The organism is Agrobacterium tumefaciens, assembly GCF_013318015.2.
In the GTDB taxonomy this organism is placed as follows: Bacteria; Pseudomonadota; Alphaproteobacteria; order Rhizobiales; family Rhizobiaceae; genus Agrobacterium; species Agrobacterium tumefaciens.
Window position 1 is genome coordinate 150,159 of the sequence record NZ_CP115842.1, and the last position, 24,094, is coordinate 174,252.

Below are 24,094 nucleotides of genomic sequence, written 5' to 3' on the forward strand. Positions count from 1 at the left end.
GGCCGGCGCCCTCATTTTGCTTTTTCCAGATGGCCACCAAAGGCATTGCGCATGGCCGAGAGTACCTTGCCGGCAAACTCCGCCTCACCGCGTGAGGAGAAGCGCTCGAACAGGGCGGAAGCCAAAACAGGCGCAGGAACACCCGTTTCGACGGCCGCCTGAAGGGTCCAGCGCCCTTCGCCTGAATCTGACACCCGCCCGCCATACTGGTCGAGATGAGGGTCCTGCTTCAGCGCCTCCGCCGTCAGATCGAGCAACCACGAGCCAATGACAGACCCATGTCGCCAGACCTCCGTCACGGCAGGAAGATCGATGTCGAACTGGTAATATTGCGGGTGGGCGAGCGGCGCCGTTTCCGCATCGGCCTCCCGGTGCTGCGTGCCGGCATTCGCGGCCTTCAAGATATTCAGGCCTTCCGCATAGGCGGCCATAACACCGTATTCGATGCCATTGTGAACCATCTTGACGAAATGCCCTGCGCCTGACGGTCCGCAATGCAAATATCCCATTGGCGCCGTGCCGGTGACAGGATCGGCCGCGATGCCCTGGCCCGCACCGGGAGCGAGCGAAGCAAAAATCGGATCGAGCCGCTGCACGGCACCCAACGGGCCACCGATCATCAGAGAATAGCCGCGCTCCAGACCCCAGACGCCACCGGATGTACCGGTGTCGATGAAGTCGATGCTACGGGGCGCAAATTCCGCCGCCAAATCGATGGCATCCCGGTAGAAGGAGTTGCCGCCATCGATAATGGCATCGCCCGCCTGCAGTCTGGCGGCAAAGTCACGAGCAATTTTCGGCGTTATTGCCGCCGGCAGCATTAGCCAGACGGCGCGTGGCGGTGACAGCTTCGCGACCAGGTCGTCTGGCGAGCTCGCGCCAACTGCGCCTTCCTTCACCAATGCTGCGACATTGTCGAGATTGACGTCGAAGACCACGCAATCATGACCCTGTTTCAGAAGACGGCGCACCATGTTTGCGCCCATTCGTCCAAGCCCAACCATTCCGATCTGCATGCTGACACTCCATTTGTCCAATGCGCGATATGTACTTCATTCGCCGAGGCGAACGGTGAAATCCTGGTTTTCCCAATTCCCTGTGTTTGGCCAAAAGAAAGTAAAAACGATTGCGTCGCCCGCCGCCATATCCTGAACGGGCAAGTCGACGAAATACGTGCCAATGCCGGAAGCAATCGTTCTGGTGTCGCTGGTCGTCACCCAGCCATCCGCACTCCAGTGCACGACAGCATCATCCGTCAGTTCGAGCCGCAACATCTTGCCGGCCGGCATCCCGGCAATCTTGTTATTGAAACACCAGATCCGAAGGTGCGACGGCATCTTGCTGAGGATGTAGCGCTCCACACCCTGCGGCGGCATGTCGAAAACGGAACCATCGGCAAGCGACCGCAGAAGCTTGATATGTTCAGCATGCGCCCAGACCAGCGGCATCGCACTTCCTGAGGGCTGGCCGTAGAAAAGCTCGTATTCGGGGATGTCGGGCTGGTCCCAGAGCTGCTCGGGGAAAAGGCCGTTCCCACCGGCCGATTTTTCCAGCGTTACCAGCAGCGCTTCGGCCACCTCCCGCCTTCCCGCAGCAAGCTCGTAATGGGCGCGTTCGCCGGTCAAAAGCGGCCATGGCCGCCCCTGCCCGGTGCCGTCGAATGCTGCTCCATCGGCGTGCTCACCATATCCATCGCCCGTATATCTATACCATACAGGCCCCTGCGGCAGATCGGCACGCAGGCAATGGTCGATTGCTTTGATCGTCGCGAGAATATGCGGATCGTCAGGCGCGCGCAGGCCGAAGCGAACTAGGGCAAGCGCATCGGGGCTGATGACGTCGCTGGTCGGCAGCGTGGAACGGTCCGGCGTCTGGTTGCGGATAGGCGTATCGCCGAATGGTCGAGCTATGTCGGTCGCGTCAGGCGAAGCGATGCGAACATAGTGGCCGGAAATGCCAAGCGCGGCGCAGAATGTCTCGTCACCGGCAAAGGTCCATCGTTCGATCTGCTCGTTCCAGCAATCAGCCGTTTCCCGTAGATGCACGGCTACGGCAGCATCACCGTCCATATCGATAAGGTCGGCAGCGGCAAGCAGCGCAGCGATCTCGACGGCAAGGGTGAAGGGACTGTAGCCGGCATCCTCTTCCCACCTGTCCTCACCGGTCGTCGGGCCGTTTGCCAGAATATAGGCCGCGGCGCGGTGGATCATCGGCATAAAATCCGCCCGCGTGGCATGATCCAGGTGACCATGTCGATGCAGCATATCCGCCAGCAGGATCGGAAAGGCGCATTCATCCATCTGGACGCCTGGCCAATAGGGTTTGCCATCCAGCCAGAGATTTTGCGGCCAGCGGCCCGATGGCTGCTGTACCTGACGAAGATAATTGAGGATCGCCAGCGCCTCGTGGTGATCGCCGGCCGCCAGAAATCCGCCGGCCGCTTCCACCAGATCGCGCGGCCAGACCAGATGATAACCACCGAGATCGTCATCGCTCTTCGATGCTCCCCAAGGGATCGACAGGCTTGCAACAACAGCGCCCGGTCGGTCGGCGGCACGATGTGCGGCGAGCACTGCTGTCGACACCCGATAGGAATTGATGCCGTGATGCGTATCGCGGTCGAGCGTTTCCAGCCGGTCTTGCCAGTTGCGCCAGTTGGCAACGTAGGCCTCGTGCGCCCGTTCAAAGCCATGCTTCAGACTATAAACGGCCGCCGCAGCCGCTTCATATTCCGTCTCGCCAAAGCCGAGCGCCAATGTTGCCGCGCCATTGACATCACTGAAGTCGATCTCACCTGCCAGCGAGACATTTCCGTCATCGGCTCGCTGGTACTCTTCAACGATGCGTCCGTGCCGATGCAACTGCTGCCAACCATCGGAAACACCCACGAAACCGGCGCTGACTGCCCGCCAGGGCAGATCGCAGACAAGCGCAAGATATCGTGAACGGCCGGTCGCGAAGAGGACCTGATGTCCCTCATAGTCGCCAATCCAAGCCGAGTTAAGATTGCCTGCATTGACGAGATGAGGTGCCAGCAGCGCAGTCACGCGATAATCCGAAATTTGTCCCTTCAGGGGAATGAACGAAAGCTGCTGAAGAACACTGGCTCGCGCGGGATCGCTGATCACCTGTTTCTCAATTCTGAACGAGCCATCCGTCGCCGTATTGGTAATGTGAAATGCCGGAATTCCACTTTTAAAAGGGCGGGTGACGGATACGCAGTCGCGTTTTTCTTCCGAAAAGTAACCCTCAGGCCCAGTGACAACAAAACCGAGATCGCGGGTGCAGGCACTGTCTATCCTCGGATAATAGACCTCGTTCAGAATGCCGTGGCTGAGCGTGAACCAGATAGGCGATGCTTCCGACAGCGCAGTGCCGACCCCGTTTTTGGCGCTCGACGTCCAGCGCGCTTCTATGCCAGGCGCGCCCGGTGCAAAATCCAGTCCGGTGCGCATCATGAAATGTCTCGGTTACGCTGATGAGGCAGACGAAAGTGGCGCGAATTGCAGTCCTGAAAAGTCATGACGGGGTATCTCGACCTTGAACCAAGGCTCTGTTCCTGGATAACAACAGGAAACGGGCTTACCGGTTCCTTGCTCATATCCACAACGGATGCAGCCTCGCCATAAAGCTAGGTATTGGCGAACTGGTACACAACTAAAGATTTGGTAATTTAAGCCGCGCCGCGCGTGGAGGTTTTGGGTTGCAGGACCAACACGCTCAGCCACCAAGCCGCCGCTGGAGCGGGCGGCCGTTGTGGATCACACCGATATTGCCGATGAACCGGCTATTCCAAGTGGACATCAACCGCCCGACCAGCCCCTCGCATTGCCTATGGCGCGTGCAAAGCGAGCGTGATCCGCTTCTTCGACCGATCCGTCGGGTTTGAATATCTCGGCATCTTTTCGCATGGCGGTTACATCGATATCGCACAGTTCCGCGAGACCAAGCGCCGTCAACTCGCGCATGGCCGGAACGCAGATGGTCCGACCACTGGCAGCGGCCAGGAAACGGGCGAAATAGCGACTGTTCGACAGGCCGCCATCTATCGAAATCGTATCGCCGATGGGAACGAAAGTCTGCGCGGCTTCGATCAACCGAACCGTCAGCAACGCAATGCCCTCAAGCAGGGCGCGCACCATGTCACTCCGCGCCGTTGCGTGGTCCATGCCGATGAAAAGCGGTACGGCCTGTCTATCCCAATATGGCGCAGCAAGGCCCGAAAATGCAGGCACGAACACCAGTCCACGACGAACGGCCGATGAACCCTCAAAACCGTCAAGTTCGGTATTGTCAACATAAAGGCCGATCTTTCGCGCCCATTCCAGCGCGGCACCGGCGTCATAAACCCCGCCTTCTATGGCGAAAATGGCCGCGCCGCCTTGCTTCTGCCAGCCAATGGTGGGCAGAAGCTCCACCGCCAACGGGCGTTCGTGACCAGCGATGGCCAACAGGAAGGCGCCCGTGCCGAAGGTTATCTTACAATCGCCCGGTTTGCGGCAACCGTGCCCATAAAGCGCCGCCTGCTGATCGACGATGGAAACGCGAATGGGCGTTCCCTCGATGGAACCGAAGCCGCCATTAACAGGACCGATTGTGGGCAGGCAATCCAGCGGCACCCCATGAAGAGCGCAGAGTTCCGGGCTCCAGGCACCGGTTGCCAGATCAAGCAGTCCCGTCCGCGAGGCCGTTGCAAGGTCGGTGCGGAAACAGCTTGTAAGCCGATCCAGAAAGAATGCGTCGGTGGTGCCCAGGCGCAACCGCCCTTCGGCTCTCGCCCGTGCCACCGCCGGATTGTGCCTTAGCAACCACGACAGTTTGCTCGCCGAAAAATAGGGATCGAGCGGCAATCCGCAAATCTCTTTCGATCGTTCCGCAGCCGATTGGGGCAACGCGGCCAGGGCTTCGGCGGTGCGGGCATCCTGCCAGACGATGACCGGCGAAAGCGCTTCCCCACTCTTGGCATCCCACGCCAGGCAACTCTCGCCCTGGTTGGCGATCGCGATCGCATCTACCGGCCCGGCATCGGCCAGTACCGCGCGGATGTTGCGCAACAGCTCTTCCGGATCATGCTCCACATGGCCGGGGTTTGGATAGAACTGTGCATGACGCAGGCTTGAGACGAGTTGCGCCGTGCCATCGTCGCTTATCACAAGGCATCGGGTCGACGTCGTTCCCTGATCGATCGCCGCTATGCGCATCAATTCGTCTCCTGAAAGTGAAAGGCAATCTGGGTCGCCTCAACGACGGCGCGGGGAATGGGCACAAGCACACGGCGTTCCGGCAGCCACCTGCCGGACTTGCTCCACACTTCCGTTCCATCAAGATGAAGCGAAAGCCTGCCTCGAACACGTCTGATGAAGCGCAGCTGAAAATCGAGAAAAGCCGGCCGGTCAAGTCCCCCCGATCGCACCATGGTGGGTACCGCGAGTTTGAGCGGGTCGGCGAAAGCGATACGCACTGCCTTTGCGTTGCAGAGTTCGCGGGTGAGATCGTCGGCAACGGCAGCACCCACGCGGCGGCCTTCGCGAAACGACCAGCCACCCGTTTCCACGGCCCGCAATACGTTCCCCGTGGCGAAGAACATCGGGTTGGCCATCCGGCCGTCCTGATCGATCGTAGGGCCATCGCTGCCTGCCGCCACATCAACAGGGGATGCGTTCAGAAGCGTTGCCTCCGGCGTGAACCGCCCGGTGAGGAGAACACCATCGCACTTGACGGTGAGGATACGGCCATCTGCCAGCCGGATGTCGGCCTCCTCGACACGACCGCTCCCACGAATGTCCACAAGTGTTGCGCGGCAATAAAAGGGCACTCCGACCAATCGCGGAAACCACCGGAAAAGCGACCGCGCCAGCGGTTCCGGCTCAGGCTCGATCATCGCCACCGGCCGCGCGCCATGCGTTAGGCATGTGAGAAGCGCGGAAAAGGAAATCAGTTCCGAACCAAGGATAAGCGGCCGGCGAAAGGGCATGATGCCGTGAAAGGCGACATAGGATTGCAGCGTGCCGGTGGTGATCACTCCCACCGGCCGGTCGCCCGGCAGGAGCCGCGCTGAGCGTGGTTTTTCCCGCGCGCCGGTCGCCAGCACAATGCGCCGGGCCTTCAACGTTTCCACGCCGCGCGCAGACGTAACCAGCAGCGTACCGTCCTGTCCGAGTTCCACCACGGCATGACCGGTGCGGACATCGACGCCCGCATCCTGCGCCTGCCGCTGCAGACGTCGCGCATAGGCCGGGCCGAAATAAACGCGTCCGAATTCGCGCATGCCGAAAGGCGAATGTGTGCAATGACGGGGTGCGCCGCCAAGGGCTGGCTCACGCTCGAGGATCCTCACACGCGCAACACCGCGTGCTTTCAGCTCCAGCGCTGCCGCCACGCCCGCCGGGCCGCCGCCGACCACGATTACATCTGCATCCCGAATGTTTTCTTGCGTCTGCTGAAAAGGCTTCCGGGAGCTCATCGATCGTCTCCCGGACGGACCGCAAGCGGTACAGCCAGACGGTCGCCCGTCATCGCGGCCAGCCGGGCGTTGCAGTAAAATCCCTGACAGCGCCCCATGCCGGCGCGGGTGCGCCGCCGCAGACCTCCGAAATCACCCGGCGGCACCAGGCTGGAAAATGTCGCCTCGATCTCACGGCGGGTGACAAGCTCGCAATGGCAGACGATTTCGCCATGATCAGCGCGCTGCCAGTCCCGCTCGCAGGTTTCGCTCAGGTTCGGCATCGTCACATGAGGCACTGCGGGCGGGGGCATGAAGCGCGTGCCGAAACTTTCGTGAAGCGCCAGAGCGTGCTGCGCCAGACCAAGTGCCGCGGTGAGACCGGTGGATCGCACGCCGCCAAGCGTGATCGCGCGCAGCTCCGGCCGTGCGGAAATCCGGTAATGTTTCTTCTCGGAGGCCGGGCGCAAGCCGGCATAGATAGCGGTCACGGGAATGGAGGCCAGTGCCGGAACGATCTCCCTGCCGCGCGTCAGCAGCGCTTCCAGCGCTGCCGTTTCTACCGTCGCACGCTCGCGGTCATCCTGTTCTTCCGCCGTCGGGCCGATGAGAACGTTGCCGAAGGCGGTTGGACACACAACGATGCCCTTGGTGATTTCGGTGGGAACGGGCAGGACGATGCGCGGCACGTGCCGGCGGGCGGCCTTGTCGAGAACGACGAATTGTCCCTTGCGAGGCTTGATGGTGAAGTCTGGGACAAGCCCCAGCCGCGCATCGACGATATCGCCGAACAATCCGGCCGCATTGACAACGCTCACCGCAAGAATCGGACCCGCCGTCGTCTCTATCCGCCACGCGCCATCAAACGCACCGGACAGAAATTCGGCGTTGCACACCAGCTGCGCGCCAAGCGCCACCGCTTGCGTAAGATAGCCCAGCGGCGCGGACCAGGGATCGATGACATGTTCACCCGGAACTTCGAGTGCTGCGACAAGACGGTCGGACAAGCCGGGCATGGATTCCCGGGCCTGCCGGGCCGTAAGCAGACCGAGCTCGGCAATGCCGTTGCGTCGCCCCTGCTCGGCGATCGCCTCCAGGCTTTGCGCCTCGTCGGGATTCCACGCACAGACCAACGCGCCGGTTTCAACGAGGCTAAGGCCCATCTGCCTGTGGATGGACAGATATTCTGCCCGACCTGCCTTCACCAATTCCAACTCCAGACTGCCTTCGGGCGCATCGAAGCCGGTGTGGAGGATAGCGCTGTTGGCCTTCGATGCACCGGAAAGAATATCGGACCCCTTCTCGATGATCACGACCTTCGCACCAGCCAGTGCGAAACGACGGGCAACCGCGCAACCGACCACCCCGGCACCGATGACGGCGACGTCGAATGCTGTGGAGAGGCTCTGGACCATGGACTTGCCTTTATTTTTGCGGTTCGAAAGCGAAATCAACAGGCGCAACGGATCGAGCCGATGCACCTTGCCGGTTCGTGGCTATGAATGAGATCTGCTTTGTTTCTAGTCGGACAAAGCCATCAGCGGCTTTTCGAATTCAACCAGCGTCACGCCACTTGTCTCCTGCTGGCACATGGCGCTGATCAGGGTCATGATCTTCCCCGCCGCTTCGACGGGCGGCACGCCACCATCACGAATATTGGAAATGCAGTTGCGTCGGGAATCCGGCAGCCCGGTCTCCGGCCTGAAGGTGACATAGGCGCCAAGACTGTCGGCTGCCGAAAGGCCCGGGCGCTCGCCAATCAGGATCACCGCCACCTTTGCGCCGAGCACGGCTCCCACATCATCCGCCAGCGCAACCCGTGCCTGCGTGGCAAGTGTGATCGGCGCAACCGTCAATCCGTTGCTTGCAAGTAAATTAAGCAACGCCGTTGCCACCGGCACTGCATTCATCTCCACAGCCGTTGCGGAAAGCCCGTCGGCGATTACCAGTGCGACATCGGCTCCCTTGGCCTGCCCGTCGAGCGCCAGACGGCCTTCGTCTGAAAGAGCACGGCCGAGATCGGGTCGGCGCAGGTAATCCGCACGGTCCTGCGCGCGGCTTGCGACATGCACGACATCCGCACCCGAAGCGCGCAAGTCACGCTCCATTTTTTCAATGTCCAGCGGACGCCACACGGCCTGGCGCGCCTGCGCATGATCCAACAGAAATGTCTGTACCGCGCGCGTGGGCGGGCTTGCACCCGTGCGGCCGAGCGCCACGCGTGCATCGGTTGCCACACGCAGGGCCTTGAGACGTTCCGGCGGGCTGGAGATGAGGGAGGGCCGGCGGTCACGCATCAGGCGGCGTCCCTTCCAAGAAAATCAAGTTCGCGAAGCCCGCGGTTCATCAGCGCAGGGTTCTCGATCATATGGCCGGCGGCATCCGTGACGCCCATATTCACCAGCCACTCCTCAAACTCCGGCGCAGGCCGACGCTTCAGCGTTTCGCGGGCATAGATTGAATCGTGATGGGAAAGCGTCTGGTAGTTCAGCATGACGTCGTCCGAGCCTGGCACGGTAATGACGAAGTTCACATCAGCGGCGCACAGCATGGTCAGCAGCACGTCCATGTCTTCCTGGTCGGCATCGGCGTGGTTGGTGTAGCAGACGTCGACACCCATCGGCAGGCCAAGCAGCTTTCCGCAGAAATGATCTTCAAGCCCGGCGCGAATGATCTGCTTGCCATTATAGAGATATTCCGGACCGATGAAGCCAACGACGGTATTCACCAGAAGCGGCGAGAATTCGCGCGCCACGGCATAGGCACGCGCCTCCATCGTTTGCTGATCGACACCAAAATGCGCATCGGCCGACAGGGCAGCCCCCTGCCCCGTCTCGAAATACATGAGGTCGCTGCCGATAGTTCCGCGCTTCAGCGACTGACCAGCCTCATGAGCCTCTCGCAGAACGGCAAGATCAATGCCGAAGCCCGCATTGGCCTTCTGGGAACCGGCAATCGACTGGAAAACCAGATCGACGGGTGCAGCGCGCTCCATCGCCTTGATAGCCGTCGTCACATGGCCAAGGCAGCAGGTCTGGGTTGGAATGTCCAGCCATTGCCGCAGATCGTCAAGCAACTGCACGACGCGGATATAGTCCGTCACAGCGCTGGTGGCCGGGTTAACACCGATCACCGCATCGCCGCTCCCCAGCAGCAACCCGTCAATGGCCGAGATGGCGATGCCACGGGAACTGTCAGTCGGATGATTGGGTTGGTTGCGGGTGGAAAGGCGGCCGGAAAGACCAATCGTGTTGCGAAAACGGGTCACGACTTCCCGTTTGGCCGATACCGTCACGAGATCCTGCAGACGCATGATCTTGGAGACTGCCGCCACCATTTCCGGTGTCAGACCCCAACTTACCGCTTCAAGTTCCGCGTGCCCGACCTTGGAATTGAGCAGCCACTCGCGAAATTCGCCAACCGTCAGAGAAGACACCGGCGCGAAGGCCAGTGCGTCGTGCTGGCGCGCGATCAGGGCCGAAATCTCGTCCTCGTCCGAGGCGATCAATTCCTGTGCAACAAAGGTGGAAAGCGGCAGATCGGCCAGCGCCATCTGCGCCGCCAGTCTCTCCACCGGCCCTTCCGCCGCGATCCCGGCCAATTGGTCACCGGACCTTTCCGGCGTCGCCTTTGCCATCAGGGTTTTCAGATCGTCGAAACGATAGGTCGTGCCGGCTGCGATCTGTCGATAAGCCATTTTTCCGGCCCCTTACTTCACGAAAGTCTTCGTGAGGCCCACCGTGCGGTCCACGATCAGGACGACGGCAAGCGTGAGCACGATCAGAAGAACGGAGATGGCGGCAACAAGCGGATCAGCCTGGGTTTCGACATGCTGATACATGGCAACGGGAAGCGTCGTGATGCGCGGACCGGTGAGGAACAGCGAAATCACGGCTTCATCGAACGAGACGAGAAAGGAAAGCGCTGCCGTTGCAACGATGCCAGGCGCGATCATCGGCATGGTGACGCGGCGAAAGACGGTAAGAGGTGACGCCCCGAGCGTGGAGGCGGCCTCTTCGTAGATCAGCGGCAGGCCCGCAAGCGACGTGGTGAGTACACGCAGCGCATAGGGCAACACGATGATCAGATGCGCGATCACCAGACCCGTGAATGTACCGAGCAGGCCCGCACCGGCAAAGACGATCAGGATCGCAAGGCCAAGAACGATGGTCGGCAGAAGAAGCGGCGCGGTGAAGAAGGCGAGCAATGTATCCGCGCCAATCACCCGCATCCGCACGATTGCGTAGGAAGCGGGCAGCGCAATCAGCATGGACAGCACGGTAACGATGACCGCAAGGAGCGTGCTGGTGCCGAGGGCGCCGATCATCTTGGAATTGTGCATGAGATCCACATACCAGCGCAGGCTCCAGCCGGAGGGTGGGAAGGTCATGTAGCTGTCGGCCGAAAACGAGATCGGCACGACGAGCACCACGGGCGCAAGGAGGAAAAGAAACATGATGAAGGCGACAATTTTCAGCGCCAGCGGAGCGGGACGTTCTTCCATCTTCGATCTCCTTTACAGAATGGCCCGCAGAAGCCGGGAATAGAGCACCAGAGCCGCACCGAAGATCACGAGGATTATCATCGACAGCGTAGCGGCGAGCGGCCAGTTGAGCGTCACGATCGCCTGGTCGTAGATTTCCGTTGCCAGAAGAAAGACGCGTCCGCCGCCGAGCAGCTTGGGAGTGATGAACGAACTGACGGCCAGCACGAAGGAGAGCAGGCAACCCAGGGCCACGCCGGGCATGGTGAGCGGCACGATGATCCGCCAGAACACTTTCCACGGCGATGCGCCGAGCGTTTCCGCAGCTTCCTCGACGCGAGGATCAAGCCTGCCGAAGCCAGCGAGGAGCGCCAGGATCATATAGGGCATCAGGATTTCGGTAAGCCCGATAACGACGCCGATCTTGTTGAACAGCAGACGCACCCCGCCTTGCGCGCCCATTGCGAAGAGGATGTTGTTGATGAGGCCGTCATCGGCCAGGATTGCGATCCAGCCATAAGTGCGCACCACCGCCGAGGTGAGCAGCGGCGAAATGACCAGCACCAGCAAAAGCGTTTTCCAGCGACCCTGCGCCCGGTGAAGGTAGAGGGCGATGGGATAGGAGGCGAGCAGCGTGAGAACAGTGATCATAAGGCTGGTCAGGATGCTCTGACCAATCAGCTCGATGTAAAAACCGTCGGTCAGTGTCGACGACCAGTTGTCGAGCGTATGGGCTTCCCCGAGACCGCCGCCGCCGAGGCTTTCGCGGAAGGAAAGCAGCAGCAGGTTGAAGACGGGCAACACGAAGGCCAGACCGTTGACCGCAATGATGGGTCCAAGAAGAAGGGTTGCGAGAAACACGATGGAAGAGGTACGGCCACCGGGAGCCGTGATCATGACCGCCGCCGTCATCGGTTTGCTCCGAAGACCAGAGTATCCTCCACGCGCCAGACGAGACTGACCGCGCTGCCTGCCGCGACCGGCGTTTCCCCGCCGGACGTCGCGCGTTCCACGGACAGGGTCTGCCCGCCAGCGGCGATCTCGTAGTGGAGGATGTCGCCTGCATAATAGACATCGCGGACTTCGCCGGCGATGCGATTGACGGGCGCTCCGTCGAAATCGGGGACGGCGTCGCCAGCGACGGTCATGGCCATGCGATGCGGCCGTACCATCAGGTCGATCTTGCCGCTGTGCGCACCGGGCGCTCGCAGCACCGCATCGCCAACCGTGATGCGGTCGCCGGCGGCGTTGCCGACCAGCCTGTTGGTGCGACCGACGAAGGAGGCGACGAATGCAGTGGCCGGGCGCTCATAGAGATCGTGCGGCGTGCCAAGCTGTTCCAGGTGCCCGCCATTGAGCACAGCGACCTTGTCGCACATGCTGAGCGCCTCAACCTGATCATGCGTGACGAAGATGGAAGTGATGCCAAGCTGTTTCTGGATACGGCGAATCTCGGCGCGCATCTCGTCGCGCAGCTTTGCGTCGAGATTGGAAAGAGGTTCGTCAAACAAGAGAATGGACGGCTGGATGACGAGGGCGCGCGCCAGTGCGACGCGCTGCTGCTGGCCTCCGGAAAGCTGGGCGGGGCGACGGTCCTCGCGCCCTTCCAGACGCACCATGGCAATGGCCTCACGGGCACGGCGTTCCGCCTCGGCAGCAGGCACTTTGCGCATTTCAAGACCGAACATGACATTCTTGAGGACCGTCATGTGGGGGAAGAGCGCGTAGCTCTGGAAAACGAGGCCAATGTCACGCTTATAAGGCGCAAGTTTCGTCACGTCCTTGCCGTCGATCAGGATAGACCCCGAGGAGACAGGAGAGAGGCCTGCAATCATGCGCAACGACGTCGACTTGCCGCAGCCGGAAGGACCGAGGAAGGCAACCAGTTCGCCCTTGGGAATCTCGAGATTGAGATTATCCACGGCGACGATTGTCTCGTAGCGCTTGGTCAGTGAACGAATCGAGAGGAATCCTGGCTGCATGGTATCTGAAGTTCCCATTCTGGCTTCTTGCCTTTCTCCAGAACATCTCCGACCCGCAGGGAATCGGAAATGCCTTGGCCCTTGATCTACGCAAGCGCCGCGAAAATTCGCTGCGCCGTTTCGCGGTGCCCCCCGCGTCGGCTCCCACCTCTTCCGCCCCAGTGCCGTCAGAGGAGATGATCCGAGGGTTTTGGTATGCTGCTTCCGCGACTGCCATGGGAGCCGCGGAAGTCCTTTCATTTTTTTGCGCTCTGCGCAGAAGTCTCAACGGCTGAGGGGAATGACCTTGCGGCGCCAGTCCTGCGTAATCTGGTCGCGGACCTTCGAGAGGCCAATCCAATCCACCGGGATGACCTTGTCCATCGCCTTGACGACCGTGCGCTCACTCACATCGGCAGAGACAGAGGACTTGGAATTGGTCGGCGCATAATACATGGCGGCGGTAAAGGCAGCCTGGGCTTCCGGGCTCAGCGCATAATCAACGAACTTGCGCGCAGCCTCGGATGACGGACCACCCTTGACGAGGTTGAGCGTGTTGATCTGGAGGATCGTGCCTTCCTTCGGAAGAACCACCTTCATCTTGCCTTTGGAACCGTCAGCATTCACCTGGCTACGGGCGTTCCAGCCCACGCCCAGCGAAACCTGGCCGTTGACAACGTTCGGATAGACTTCCGGCTTCGGCTCCCAGGTCTGCACATTCGGAGCAACTTCAGCCATCGCATTGATGCCGGCATCGATGTTCTTGATGAAATCAGTCCCGCCATTCATATGGTCCATGATGATGGTGGTACCGATACCGACGATATCGGGCGCGCTCAGCATGGCGACTTTGCCCTTGAGGGCGCTATCCTTCAGAGCGTTCCAGCTGTCGGGAGCCGTCTTGATGGCATCGGTATTGTAGATGAGCACGAGATTGTCGAACGTTACGCCAACCCCGGCCACGCCTTCGAAGCGGGCATTAGGATAGAGGTCGGCGACATTCTTGGTTACGCTTTCGTCGATCTTGTCAAACAGACCTTCGTCCGTACCTGTTTTGGCGACAGAGACATCCATCAGAGCGATATCGGACTGCGGCGCAGCCTTCTGGGCGCGCAGCGAGCCGAGCATTGCAGCAGAGCCCTGCTGCGGGAAATATTCGATCTTGATATCAGGGTTAGCCGCCATGAAAGGTTCGATGACGGCCTTGGTGTAACGCTCCTGGAAAAGGCCGCTATAGCCGAGGAACGTCACGGTCTGCTGGGCGTGCGCCGGAAGAGCGGCCGCGCCGAGCATGAGAATCCCACTCAGAAGTATTGTTTTCTTCATTGTCCTGTTCTCCTCTATTGTTATTTGGAGTGGCGGACTGATCCGCCACCCATAAGACGATGTCAGGCGCTCAGCTTGGCCTGAACGAGCTTGTTGGCGCCAGAAATGTCCGGCAATTTCTCACCGTTGCGCAGGCGCTGCAGAAGCACGAGTTCGGCTTCCTGCATGCCGATGGCGCGTTCAGCCATGGCTCGAGCCTGGCTTGGATGAAGAGCGACAACACCGCTTTCATCGCACAGGATCGCATCGCCCGGATTGATCACCTGGCCGCCGACGCTGATCGGAACGTTGATCGCGCCTTCGAGGCCGAGGATCTTGGTGGTGATGGGCGAAGGACCACGGCACCACATCGGCATGTCGACCTTGGCGAACTCCGAGAAGTCGGTCGCCGGGCCATCAACGACACCGGCCTTAACACCCGCCATCTTCATGGTGTTGGTGATAACACCGCCCCAGCAGGCGTGACGGGTATCGCCGCAGCGGTCGATGAGGACGATATCCCCGGGACGCACGAACTGCGACAGATAGTGGAGCATGGTCGAATCCGCATTGGGGATGCGCAGCGTGACGGCAGTGCCTGCCACACGTTTGCCCGGAAGGACGGCGCGGATTTCAGGATCGACGAAGCCGGAGTGAAGCACGTGACCGATCGTTGCGACTTCGACCTTCTCAAGAAGCTCGATGATGTCGGCACCGATCTGTTCGGGCATGGGGTTGGCGATAAACATTGAGTCTTTCTCCGATCAGAGAACGTGGTGGTTCGCCACCGGTACGTTGGCGCGCACCTTGGCCGAATAGTCGAAGTCAAGGACGGCACCGGCCGTTCCAACGCTGTCGGAGCATTGGGCGACGATGTGGCCCCACGGATCGATGACCATGGAATGCCCCCAGCATGCCTTCTTGCCACCCGCATGGGTGCCGATCTGGCCGACGGCCAGAAAGTAGGTCTGGGTTTCGACGGCACGGGCGCGCGCCAGAACTTCCCAATGGTCCTTGCCTGTCATCAGGGTGAAGGCCGCTGGCAGAACGATGACGTCTGCACCCTTGTCCCGCAGGGCGCGAAACAGTTCAGGGAAGCGAATATCGTAGCAGATGCCACAACCGACCGTCTTGTCGCCAACCTTGTAGGTCACCACTTCTTCGCCACGGGCAACGGAGTCGGATTCGCGGTAGCTGATGCCGTTCGGCGTATCGACGTCAAACAGGTGCATCTTGCGGTAACGCGCGATCTGTTTGCCATCCGTCCCGAAAACGAGCGTCGAATTGTAAAAGCGATTGCCTTCCTTCTCGACTATGGAGCCGGCATGCAGCGTGATCGCGTGCTTCTTGGCCAGCCCCGAGAGCAGCGTGTAAATCTCGCCGTCAGGGAATTCCTCCCCGCTCTCATGCATCTCCTGGGGATTATCTCCAAGAAATGCAAAGTATTCCGGAAGAACAACAAGGTCAGGATTATCCGCCTTGACTGCCTTCTCAATAAGATCGGCAGCAACCTTAAGGTTTTCTGCCTTGTCATTCTGGGTATTCATTTGAACAAGTGAGACTTTCACGTTGCTCTCCTCTCATGTTGCGAGGAGAATTAAGAACGGGAACTGTTTTCATTACAAACGGAAAAACTCTATCGAAACCCATAAGGTAAGCTTATAGATTAATCATTTTGCGCTGCAGCGCAAAATTTAGGCGGCAGCCGTCATCCATTGCGTGGTGGTTTCACTGACGATTTCCGTCGCCATATCGGCAATGGCCCGGGCAATCGCGTTGTCGCCACGCTCCTGATAAACGGTGTGAAATGTGAGGGGCGGTACTGACGGACTAATGTCGAGAATACGCGCCTCACCGGATTTGATGATGCCGTCCACCAGCACACGCGGCAAAGCGCCCACCCCAACGGCCGCGGCCACAAGGCGGGTCATGATCGACAGCGAATTGGAATTATAGATGCGGCTGTCGGACAACCCGTGAGAATCGAGCAACGCGCGCAACGCCTGATGTGGCTGGGAGCCTGTCGAGAAGGTAAGTAACGGAAAATGCGCGATATCTTCGAGTGTGACGCCCGTTTCCGGCAGCGGCAATTCGACCGCGCCAACCCAACAGGACTCGAACGTACAGAGCGGTGAATTGTAGATATTTGCAGCCATGATCGGCCCCATGATGAAACCGACATCCACCTCACCGTTTTGAATACGCTGGGATAGTTTCAGGCTGGTGTCGATGGTCAGATCCAGGCTGACGCCGGGGTAACGTTCGTTCATGCGGCGAATGAGCAGCGGTAACCAGGCATAGACGATCGTGTCGGCAGCACCGATGCGCACGGTGCCTCTCAGCGCCTCCCGGCTACTCACGATCTGTCGGAACTCACCGGTCAGATTGACGATCTTTTCGGCATGCTGCAGCGCCAGACGACCAGCAGGTGTCAAGTTGACGCAGCGCACATCGCGCGTGAAAAGCACGACGCCAAGCTCCCTTTCGAGGGCGGCAATTCGGTTGGACACCGACGCCTGGGTGGTATTCAACCGTTCCGCGGCCGCCGAAAAGCTGTTCAGTCGTGCAGCCCAGAGGAAAGTTTCGAGAAATCGCGTATTCATGAGGTAAAATCTTCCCGCATGGCTCCGCGAGCCGGCACTAACGTCGCTGGCTCGTCTTGCCCTTGGTCCTTTGTGGTTCGAGTGCAAGTATGTCCGATGCACGCCCCCATAAGCAAGGGATCAACGCCCTGGCCCTGGCACCGCTTTTTCGCACCGGCTGGGGCTGGGAAAAGGGATGACGGTCACAAGGATGTTTCAAATGAGTGGCCTGTTTTGCACCAGCTGCTTCCCAAACCATTGAACGCAAACAGGGCTCTGCGTCTCCTCGGAGCCCTGTTTCTTTAAATCTTTGATTGTCGGGCCATCAGCGTTGCACCGGATCGCTGTGACGAACGACAGATCGGCGAGACCTAAATCCTCGTGCCGCGAATACAGGACACAGCCCGCCTTAAGTCTGCAGGCACCCCTCCCCCAAACCTCACGGCTTCGGGATGACAGTTGCGAGCTTGCGGAACGGCGACAGGATTTCGAGGCGGCTTGGCACGCCCTTGGCGATGCTGATAATCGATCCGGGACCGATCTTCACCGGGTCGGCTTCGGCCTGCGAATACATTGCCTCACCCTCAACGACGACAAAAGTTTCCTCGAGGTCACGACCCGGATAGTTGTAGATGCCGGGCTCGGCCTTCCAGACTGCGACGATCGTGCCATTTTCGATCTGGTCCTGCCATATCTGGCGACGATACGAACCACCTTCACGGCCTTCGGCGGGCATGGCCGGAACAAGATCCACGTCATCGGAAATGTTGAAAATCGGCATTGTCACGGGAATTCTCCTTGCTTTGTCAATGTTAGCGCGGACCTTGTGGCCGCGCCGGTTCAGGCATGGGGTGGCAGTTCCGCCCCAGCTAGTTTCGTGGATATGTTGTCGCGCAGCCGGTAGTAACGCAGCGCCATTGCGGGTGCGAAACCCATAAAGAAGGGAGCTGCCTTCAGTGGTTCCAGCTTCAGGGCAAGCTCGTTCTCCGGCTTGCCAAGCGCCCATTCAGAAAGAATGGAACCGAGCATCGAGCCGGTCGGCACACCACGGCCCGAAAGACCGGTCAAAGCCACAACGCCCGGCGCCAGACCATAAAACCGCGGTACGGTGCGATATTGCATATCGAGTTCGCCGAACCAGAAATACTCCCAGCGGATCTCTTCCCGGAGCTTTGGATGCAGCCATTTGAGCCGTTCGCTCATGACCTGTCTCGTATAGGCCATGTCGCGGCCGCGGCGTCCCATGGGAAACATCGATGCGACGATCCGGCCTTCGGCATTGTATTTGTAGACGTAGATATCGCCGCGACCATCATGAATGGTCGTGTTCTGCGGCAGGACGGTCCGGCGGGTCTCTTCGGACAAAATTTGCGTGGCGGCCACGAACACGCGTTGAATCTTGAACGTCCGATCCAGCTTGGGCCAACTACCCACCGTATAGGCGCCAGTGGTAAAGATCACTTTCGACGCGACCACTTCTCCGCGATCGGTCTTGACCTTCCAGCCTCCGGTTATGTCGCGTTCGCAACCCGTCACCGCCGAGCCGGTAAATATCTTTCCGCGCTCCTGGATGACAGCACGGCCGAGACCGCGGGCGTAACCGAGCGGATTGAGGTGACCTGCCTCTTCGTGCAGCCAGCCGCCGTCGAAACGCGGACTGCCGGTGACCGCTTCCACCTCGTCACGGTCGAGCAGCCGGGTTTTCGCGCCCACAGCATTATAGGTCTCGACCTTGCGCCTGATCTCATCCATGGCGCCCTTATGCGGTGCGCCCATCACATAGCCGTTCTGTACCCATTCGCAGTCGATCTGATAGTCGCGGATCATGCTCGAGACGCGGTCATTCGCCCGCGTTTGCCGTTCGATCAGCCGTTCCGCCCAGGGCTCGCCCAGCATCCTGCGCAGCTCTGGCAGGCTATAATGGGTAAAGGTCGGGGTGCAATGTCCGGCATTGCGGCCCGAACCGCCGAAGCCGATTTCCTGCCGCTCCAGAAGCACGACATTGATGCCGGTTTTCGCCAACTCCAATGCGGTCGTCAGACCGGTATAACCCGCGCCGACGATGCAGACATCGGCCTGCACGCGACCCGAAAGAGGCTCCGTATGCGGTGCTGAAGCTGCGGTCGCATACCACAATGTCACGTCAAAGGGTGAGAACGAAACCATCTACCGAAACCTTCAGTTCAGGTCGCTGCGCGCATCAAGCGCATCACGAAGCCCATCACCGATGAAATTGAAGCTGGTGACGGCAAGCGTGATGGCGACGCCCGGCACGATGGCGAGCCAGGGCGCCTTGTCGAGATATTGCTGGGCTCCGTTCAGCATATTGCCCCAGCTCGGCAGCGGCGGCTGAATGCCATAACCGAGAAAGCTGATATAGGCCTCCAGAAGGATGGCACGCGCGACCGTCAGGGTCGCGGCAACGATGATGGGGCCGACTGCATTCGGCAGCAGTTCCCGGAACATGATCCAGCCATTGGGCAGGCCCAGCATACGGGCTGCCATGACGAAGTCGCGTTCGCGCAGAGACCGCACTTCCGCTTCAACCAGACGGGCAATTTCCATCCAGCTCGTGACGGCAATGATAACCGTGATCATGAACGGGCTCGGCTTGACGAAAGCAGCCAGAGCGAGAAGCAGGAAAATACTCGGGAAAGACAGAAAGGCATCGACGAAACGCATCAGTATCGCGCCGATGCGCCCGCCATAATAACCGGCAACGACACCGATGATGGTGCCGATCAGTGTCGACAGCACCATGGCGAAAAACCCGACCAGCAGTGAAATGCGGCCGGCATTGAAAAGGCGCGCGGCTATGTCGCGTCCGAGCGGATCGGTGCCGAAAATATGGTAACCGGTCATCGGCGGGGCAAAACGGGCGCGCAGATCGATGAACAATTCATCGTAAGGCAAGAGATAGGGCCCGACCACGCAGGCGAAAATCATGACGGTGATCATGATGAGGCCGAGCACAGCAAGCTTGTGGCGGGCGAAACGGCGCAGCGTGCGGTTCTGCCACCAGTGAAACCGCGGTGCGGCCTGCGAGGGATGGAGGGTTGCAGCGGACATGGTCTTTCCTTCGATTGAGTGCGGCGTTTCGTCGATCCGGCTCTATCCGAGCCGGATGCGGGGATCGACGAGAGCAACCATGAGGTCAGCGAGCAGGCTTCCGATGAGTACGAGGATTGCGGAAAACATCAGAAGCCCCATCACGACGGGGTAGTCGTGATAACCAAGGCTATCGAGGAACAGGCGGCCCATGCCGGGCCAGGTAAAGACCGTCTCCGTGACAAGCGCGCCGCCGAGAATCGTCGGGAGCTGGAGACCGGCAAGGGTAATCATTGGCAGAAGTGCATTGCCGACGACGTGTTTCATCAGAACCCGGCGCGGGGTCAGCCCCTTGGCGCGGGCGGTACGGACGAAATCCTGATTGATGACGTCAAGCGTCGCAGTCCGCATGTAGCGGCTCCAGACGGCGATGTTGACGAGAGCAAGTACCAGGCTCGGCATGATCAGGTGAATTGCATAGTCATAAAAAGACTGATCGCCGATCGTATACATGTTGCCCGCCGGTAGCCATTTCAGCCTGAGCGCGAAAACATAGATGGCCACCAGCCCGAACCAGAAGGTGGGAATTGACAGCGCGACCATGGCCCCGACCGTGGCGGTGTAATCGAACAGCGTGTAACGTTTGGTCGCGCCCTTGATACCGATCCAGGTGCCGACAAGGATGGATACGACGGTTGATGAGACCATCAACAGCAGGGTCGCAAACAAATGCCCGGAGATGATATCGAGAACCGGACGTTGGTCGCGATAGGATTTCCCCCAATCGCCTTGCAGCAGGCGCCAGGCCCATTCGAGATATTGCACCGGCAAGGGTCGATCGAGACCCATCTGGTGGGCGATGCGATCAAGCGCCTCCCGCGTCATGCCGGGCGTCAGGGCAAATTGTGACAATGGCCCGCCAGGCGCGAGGTTGAGGATGGCAAAACCGATGATCGAGACAAGCAGCAGAAGTACGAGGCTCTGCCATATTCGATGGAGAAGAAAGGTCAGCATGATGAGACTCCAGGTCGCATCGTGGAACTGGCTAGCAACCATCCACGAATAGCCGTAAGAGTGCCGGCTGCTTCAAAGCCGGCACTTCACATGGATCGGGCATAAAGCCCTGTCTGCGGTAGGCTTTACGCCAGACGCCAGGTCGCAACGTTCCAGGTATCGATACGGTTATTGACGTTTGGCTTCACGTTTTCGACGCCCTGCTTGTGACCACGCACTGTTGCGTACTGGAACAGTGGCAACAGCGGCAGTTCCTTGCGCATGATCTCCTGAATCTTCAGGTAGACGGCCTTGCGTTCCTCCGGCACGAAGAGACTGCCGCCCTTGGCCAGAAGATCATCGACGTCCTTGTTGACGAACTGCCAGGTATTCTGGCCCGAGCCGCCTTTTGCAGCACTCGACGTCGAGCGGAAGAAGTCGGAGGTATCGGGATCCGGGCCGGTCAGGAAGTCGAGCCCGACGATAACCGAATCGAACTTCGACAGCATCCAGTAGTCACCCCACATGACAGCTGGCGGCAGGTTCGAAATGGTCATCTCCACGCCGATATCCTTGAAGGATTGCTGCATGTATTGCTGAACCTGTTCGCGGATGTGATTGCCCGCTGTCGTGGAGCAGGTGAAGGCGAGCTTCACGCCATCCTTGGCGCGTATGCCGTCCGCCCCGGGCACCCAGCCCGCATCGTCGAGCAGCTTTTTAGCTTTCTCGATGGAATATTCATGCTTGGGAAGATCTGGATTGTAATAGAAAGACTGCTGCGGAACGTAGCTTTCGGTGGGTGTGGGCAAACCGTAATAAAGTGCCTCGATGATCGATTGTTTGTCGATCGCCGCATAAAGCGCCTCTCTTACCGCCGGCTCCTTGAACTGTGGACGTTCCATGTTGAACGAGAGGGATTCAATCGTCGAGCCGGGCACGACGTTGACCACCTTGCCGGCGAGATCCTTGGCCTCGTCATAATGGTCGGGTGTGATCCATTGCAGGCCCACCACGTCTATGTCGCCGGTCTTGAACTGGGTGTACATCACATTCAGGTCGGGTACGTATTTGTAGACCAGACGCTCTATATGCGGGCCATCACCAAAATACTCGGTATTGGCGTCGAGCAGAATGTAGTCACCCGCAACCCGCTCCTTCCATTTGAATGCGCCCGTTCCGACCGGCGCGTTGTTATAGGCGGCGGTATTGCGGTCAGCTTCCGCACCTAGGAGGTGCTTCGGCGTAATAAATGTGGAAGCAAGGATCGAGGGATAGGGCGCGAATGGCTTTTCCATCTTCCAGGTAATTTCCGTCGGCGAAACCACGGTCAAATCCCTTACGAATTCGTGCCCGGTCTTGCGCCATGAACGGAAGTTGGGATCGACCAGAAGTTCAAGCGTGAACTTCACGTCTTCAGCGGTGAACGGCTTGCCGTCGTGCCATTTGACGTCGTCACGCAGCTCGACCTTCCAGTTGAGACCATCGGCGGAAATGCCGCCGTTTTCGACCGTCGGCACTTCGGCGGCGAGAGCTGCCACGAAGGCACCTTTCTCGTCGACATAAAACAACGGGTCGAAGATGCTGAAATGGATGCCTTCATCTACTTCAATATGCGGCATATGTGGATTGAACACGGTAGGCTCCTGCGAGAAGCCGACCGTGAGCTGGCCTTTGGCGGCCTTGTCCTGCGCCATGGCGCGGGAAAAACCCGGAAGACCGGAAAGGACGACGCCGGATGCGCCGAGCGCCAAAAGGCCGAGTGCCTGGCGGCGGGTGGTATTGATAAGCGGCTTGTTCTGGTCGGACATTTTTTAGTTCCCCTTGATCCGATGGTTGAACACGACGATTATTTTTGCTTCCGCCTCTTTGGGCGGTACTACTCCCATCAGCAGTTGCCTGCCTCATGCGTCAAAAGGATCGGCGGCACCTGACCGCCGGGCTTCTCATTTCAAAAGCCGCTGACCAGCTCGATCTTCGAGCCGTCGCTGAAGCGGCTGAAACGGAAATCGCGACGATCGACAATCGGATTGCGGCCTGTGACGATATCAGCCATGAGTTTTCCCGCCGCCGGGCCGATGCCGAAACCATGGCCGGAAAAGCCGGTTGCAACATGAAAGCCCGGAATGGCGTCGATATTGTCGATGACCGGAATAGCGTCGGGCGTCACATCGATCATGCCCGCCCAGCGCTGCGAAATTTCGGCCTTTTCGAAAACGGGGAAGGCCTTCTTCAGCTTGGCAAAGGCGCCGTCCGTCATGTCCATGGCCGGAACGGGATCGAGCACGCGATTATATTCGAAGGGTGAAGCCTCATCGAGCGCCCAGCGGCGCGGAATGCGCCATTCATCGTAAAAGCGGCCAGTCAGGCGCAGGTCGAGCGAGCGCCACTCATGCCGCAGAGCCGGCAGGAATTTCAGTGCATAACGGAAAGATGCGGGCACGATGTCGACGATGTTCTGGAAGCCGTTCGCGATCGTATATCCGCCGTCGAGGCGCTTGCGGATCGCAAAACCGTTCGACCAGATTGCCTCTTCCGGGCCGCCTTCCAGCGGCTTTGTGCGCAGCACGGAATTCATGACCTTGAGCTGCGGCAGATCGAGACCGTTGTTGCCGAGAAACAGGCTGGACCACGCGCCACCCGCCATGACCGCCGCCTTGCAGGCAATTTCACCGCGCTCTGTCACGACACCCGACACCTTGCCGCCGGAGAGCTGCAGACCGCGCACGGCGCATTCGGTCAGAATGAAAGCGCCGCGGTCGCGGGCAGCTTCCGCAATGGCAGGCGCGGCGCGCTGCGGCTCGGCCCGGCAATCACCGGCAGTATAGAGCGCACCGGCGACATCCATGTTGGAATGAGGATATTTCGCCTTGAATTCCTTTGCACTCAGCATGCGGCTTTCAATCTGGTAGCCTTCCAGATTGCGGTTCCAGCGTTCGTGCTCGGAAAATTCCTTTTCGTTTGCGCATGTAAAGACGATGCCGGAACGCTTGAAACCAGTCTCCCGCCCTGTACGACGATTGAGATCCGCCCAGATGCGCAGCGATTCTGCCATCAAGGGCACCTCGCGTGGATCGCGGCGGGAAATGCGCACCCAGCCCCAGTTGCGGCTCGACTGCTCGTGGCCGATACCGCCCTTTTCGCAAAGCGCAACACGTAGCCCCTGATCGACGAGTTCAAGCGCGGTGGAGGTGCCGATAATGCCGCCGCCAATGACGACGACATCGACTTCTTTCGGCAATTCCGCATCGCCATGGACGGGAACGACATAAGGACCGGGCAT

At 59.7% G+C, this 24,094-nt stretch carries 20 protein-coding genes; all 20 read right to left on the minus strand.

The features are described from left to right. Nucleotides 1–11: 11 nt before the first annotated feature. The 20 genes from gnd to G6L97_RS14390 all read right to left on the minus strand — a co-directional run bounded on the left by gnd (nt 12) and on the right by G6L97_RS14390 (nt 24,094). Nucleotides 12–1,016: a phosphogluconate dehydrogenase (NAD(+)-dependent, decarboxylating) gene (gene gnd / locus G6L97_RS14295; RefSeq protein WP_003517664.1), complete on the minus strand. Its 1,005-nt coding sequence runs from the start codon at nt 1,014–1,016 to the stop codon at nt 12–14. Nucleotides 1,017–1,052: 36 nt separating this feature from the next. Beyond that, nucleotides 1,053–3,458, minus strand: a complete 2,406-nt coding sequence (locus G6L97_RS14300; RefSeq protein WP_174003113.1) for a glucan 1,4-alpha-glucosidase — start codon at nt 3,456–3,458, stop codon at nt 1,053–1,055. A gap of 345 nt (nt 3,459–3,803) precedes the next feature. Next, a complete protein-coding gene (locus tag G6L97_RS14305) occupies nt 3,804–5,201 on the minus strand; it encodes an FGGY family carbohydrate kinase (protein WP_174003116.1) in 1,398 nt (465 codons plus the stop codon). Next, nucleotides 5,201–6,463 carry an NAD(P)/FAD-dependent oxidoreductase gene (locus tag G6L97_RS14310; RefSeq protein WP_174003119.1) on the minus strand — a complete coding sequence of 421 codons (1,263 nt, stop codon included), beginning with the start codon at nt 6,461–6,463 and terminating at the stop codon, nt 5,201–5,203. The genes G6L97_RS14305 and G6L97_RS14310 overlap by 1 nt, the downstream gene beginning before the upstream one ends. Further along, complete coding sequence (locus G6L97_RS14315; protein WP_035200542.1) at nt 6,460–7,857, minus strand: NAD(P)/FAD-dependent oxidoreductase; 1,398 nt, start codon at nt 7,855–7,857, stop codon at nt 6,460–6,462. Before G6L97_RS14315 ends, G6L97_RS14310 begins: the two co-directional genes overlap by 4 nt. 105 nt (nt 7,858–7,962) lie before the next feature. Continuing rightward, on the minus strand, nt 7,963–8,739 hold the full coding sequence (gene eutC, locus G6L97_RS14320; protein WP_035199271.1) for an ethanolamine ammonia-lyase subunit EutC: 777 nt from the start codon (nt 8,737–8,739) through the stop codon (nt 7,963–7,965). Then, nucleotides 8,739–10,139 (minus strand): ethanolamine ammonia-lyase subunit EutB, encoded by a 1,401-nt coding sequence (locus G6L97_RS14325; protein WP_019566395.1) that lies wholly within the window; start codon nt 10,137–10,139, stop codon nt 8,739–8,741. Before G6L97_RS14325 ends, eutC begins: the two co-directional genes overlap by 1 nt. Nucleotides 10,140–10,151: 12 nt before the next feature. Beyond that, a complete protein-coding gene (locus tag G6L97_RS14330) occupies nt 10,152–10,946 on the minus strand; it encodes an ABC transporter permease (protein WP_013761321.1) in 795 nt (264 codons plus the stop codon). A 12-nt stretch (nt 10,947–10,958) separates the two neighbouring features. After that, the gene (locus G6L97_RS14335; protein ID WP_035199272.1) at nt 10,959–11,837 is read right to left on the minus strand and encodes an ABC transporter permease; all 879 of its coding nucleotides are present in this window, start codon (nt 11,835–11,837) and stop codon (nt 10,959–10,961) included. Beyond that, a complete protein-coding gene (locus G6L97_RS14340; RefSeq protein ID WP_019566397.1) occupies nt 11,834–12,907 on the minus strand; it encodes an ABC transporter ATP-binding protein in 1,074 nt (357 codons plus the stop codon). The genes G6L97_RS14335 and G6L97_RS14340 overlap by 4 nt, the downstream gene beginning before the upstream one ends. A 264-nt stretch (nt 12,908–13,171) precedes the next feature. Next, the gene (locus G6L97_RS14345) at nt 13,172–14,212 is read right to left on the minus strand and encodes an ABC transporter substrate-binding protein (protein ID WP_003517684.1); all 1,041 of its coding nucleotides are present in this window, start codon (nt 14,210–14,212) and stop codon (nt 13,172–13,174) included. A 62-nt stretch (nt 14,213–14,274) separates the two neighbouring features. Continuing rightward, nucleotides 14,275–14,940, minus strand: coding sequence for an RraA family protein (locus G6L97_RS14350; RefSeq protein WP_003517685.1), 666 nt, complete (start codon nt 14,938–14,940; stop codon nt 14,275–14,277). A 15-nt stretch (nt 14,941–14,955) separates the two neighbouring features. Next, a complete protein-coding gene (locus G6L97_RS14355) occupies nt 14,956–15,738 on the minus strand; it encodes a carbon-nitrogen hydrolase family protein (RefSeq protein ID WP_236773629.1) in 783 nt (260 codons plus the stop codon). 147 nt (nt 15,739–15,885) lie between these two features. Next, nucleotides 15,886–16,794 (minus strand): LysR family transcriptional regulator, encoded by a 909-nt coding sequence (locus G6L97_RS14360; protein ID WP_003517687.1) that lies wholly within the window; start codon nt 16,792–16,794, stop codon nt 15,886–15,888. A gap of 418 nt (nt 16,795–17,212) precedes the next feature. Then, complete coding sequence (locus tag G6L97_RS14365; RefSeq protein WP_212509374.1) at nt 17,213–17,554, minus strand: cupin domain-containing protein; 342 nt, start codon at nt 17,552–17,554, stop codon at nt 17,213–17,215. Between the two features lie 59 nt (nt 17,555–17,613). Next, a complete protein-coding gene (locus tag G6L97_RS14370; RefSeq protein WP_174003122.1) occupies nt 17,614–18,939 on the minus strand; it encodes an NAD(P)/FAD-dependent oxidoreductase in 1,326 nt (441 codons plus the stop codon). Nucleotides 18,940–18,951: 12 nt separating this feature from the next. Beyond that, on the minus strand, nt 18,952–19,842 hold the full coding sequence (locus tag G6L97_RS14375) for an ABC transporter permease (protein WP_003517690.1): 891 nt from the start codon (nt 19,840–19,842) through the stop codon (nt 18,952–18,954). Nucleotides 19,843–19,884: 42 nt separating this feature from the next. After that, nucleotides 19,885–20,835 (minus strand): ABC transporter permease, encoded by a 951-nt coding sequence (locus G6L97_RS14380; protein ID WP_013761327.1) that lies wholly within the window; start codon nt 20,833–20,835, stop codon nt 19,885–19,887. A gap of 125 nt (nt 20,836–20,960) precedes the next feature. Continuing rightward, a complete protein-coding gene (locus G6L97_RS14385; RefSeq protein ID WP_111828435.1) occupies nt 20,961–22,622 on the minus strand; it encodes a peptide ABC transporter substrate-binding protein in 1,662 nt (553 codons plus the stop codon). Nucleotides 22,623–22,762: 140 nt separating this feature from the next. Continuing rightward, nucleotides 22,763–24,094, minus strand: a complete 1,332-nt coding sequence (locus G6L97_RS14390) for an NAD(P)/FAD-dependent oxidoreductase (RefSeq protein WP_035199278.1) — start codon at nt 24,092–24,094, stop codon at nt 22,763–22,765.

Excerpts from the sequence above, each read along its gene's own strand:
- G6L97_RS14330 (WP_013761321.1), bottom strand. The coding sequence starts at position 10,946 with ATGGAAGAACGTCCCGCTCCGCTGGCGCTGAAAATTGTCGCCTTCATC.
- eutC (WP_035199271.1), bottom strand. The coding sequence starts at position 8,739 with ATGCGTGACCGCCGGCCCTCCCTCATCTCCAGCCCGCCGGAACGTCTC.
- G6L97_RS14310 (WP_174003119.1), bottom strand. The coding sequence starts at position 6,463 with ATGAGCTCCCGGAAGCCTTTTCAGCAGACGCAAGAAAACATTCGGGAT.
- G6L97_RS14370 (WP_174003122.1), bottom strand. The coding sequence starts at position 18,939 with ATGGTTTCGTTCTCACCCTTTGACGTGACATTGTGGTATGCGACCGCA.
- G6L97_RS14340 (WP_019566397.1), bottom strand. The coding sequence starts at position 12,907 with ATGCAGCCAGGATTCCTCTCGATTCGTTCACTGACCAAGCGCTACGAG.
- gnd (WP_003517664.1), bottom strand. The coding sequence starts at position 1,016 with ATGCAGATCGGAATGGTTGGGCTTGGACGAATGGGCGCAAACATGGTG.
- G6L97_RS14345 (WP_003517684.1), bottom strand. The coding sequence starts at position 14,212 with ATGAAGAAAACAATACTTCTGAGTGGGATTCTCATGCTCGGCGCGGCC.
- G6L97_RS14305 (WP_174003116.1), bottom strand. The coding sequence starts at position 5,201 with ATGCGCATAGCGGCGATCGATCAGGGAACGACGTCGACCCGATGCCTT.
- G6L97_RS14380 (WP_013761327.1), bottom strand. The coding sequence starts at position 20,835 with ATGCTGACCTTTCTTCTCCATCGAATATGGCAGAGCCTCGTACTTCTG.
- G6L97_RS14365 (WP_212509374.1), bottom strand. The coding sequence starts at position 17,554 with ATGCCGATTTTCAACATTTCCGATGACGTGGATCTTGTTCCGGCCATG.
- G6L97_RS14360 (WP_003517687.1), bottom strand. The coding sequence starts at position 16,794 with ATGAATACGCGATTTCTCGAAACTTTCCTCTGGGCTGCACGACTGAAC.
- G6L97_RS14300 (WP_174003113.1), bottom strand. The coding sequence starts at position 3,458 with ATGATGCGCACCGGACTGGATTTTGCACCGGGCGCGCCTGGCATAGAA.
- G6L97_RS14390 (WP_035199278.1), bottom strand. The coding sequence starts at position 24,094 with ATGCCCGGTCCTTATGTCGTTCCCGTCCATGGCGATGCGGAATTGCCG.
- G6L97_RS14375 (WP_003517690.1), bottom strand. The coding sequence starts at position 19,842 with ATGTCCGCTGCAACCCTCCATCCCTCGCAGGCCGCACCGCGGTTTCAC.
- G6L97_RS14355 (WP_236773629.1), bottom strand. The coding sequence starts at position 15,738 with ATGAATACCCAGAATGACAAGGCAGAAAACCTTAAGGTTGCTGCCGAT.
- G6L97_RS14350 (WP_003517685.1), bottom strand. The coding sequence starts at position 14,940 with ATGTTTATCGCCAACCCCATGCCCGAACAGATCGGTGCCGACATCATC.
- G6L97_RS14335 (WP_035199272.1), bottom strand. The coding sequence starts at position 11,837 with ATGACGGCGGCGGTCATGATCACGGCTCCCGGTGGCCGTACCTCTTCC.
- G6L97_RS14315 (WP_035200542.1), bottom strand. The coding sequence starts at position 7,857 with ATGGTCCAGAGCCTCTCCACAGCATTCGACGTCGCCGTCATCGGTGCC.
- G6L97_RS14385 (WP_111828435.1), bottom strand. The coding sequence starts at position 22,622 with ATGTCCGACCAGAACAAGCCGCTTATCAATACCACCCGCCGCCAGGCA.
- G6L97_RS14325 (WP_019566395.1), bottom strand. The coding sequence starts at position 10,139 with ATGGCTTATCGACAGATCGCAGCCGGCACGACCTATCGTTTCGACGAT.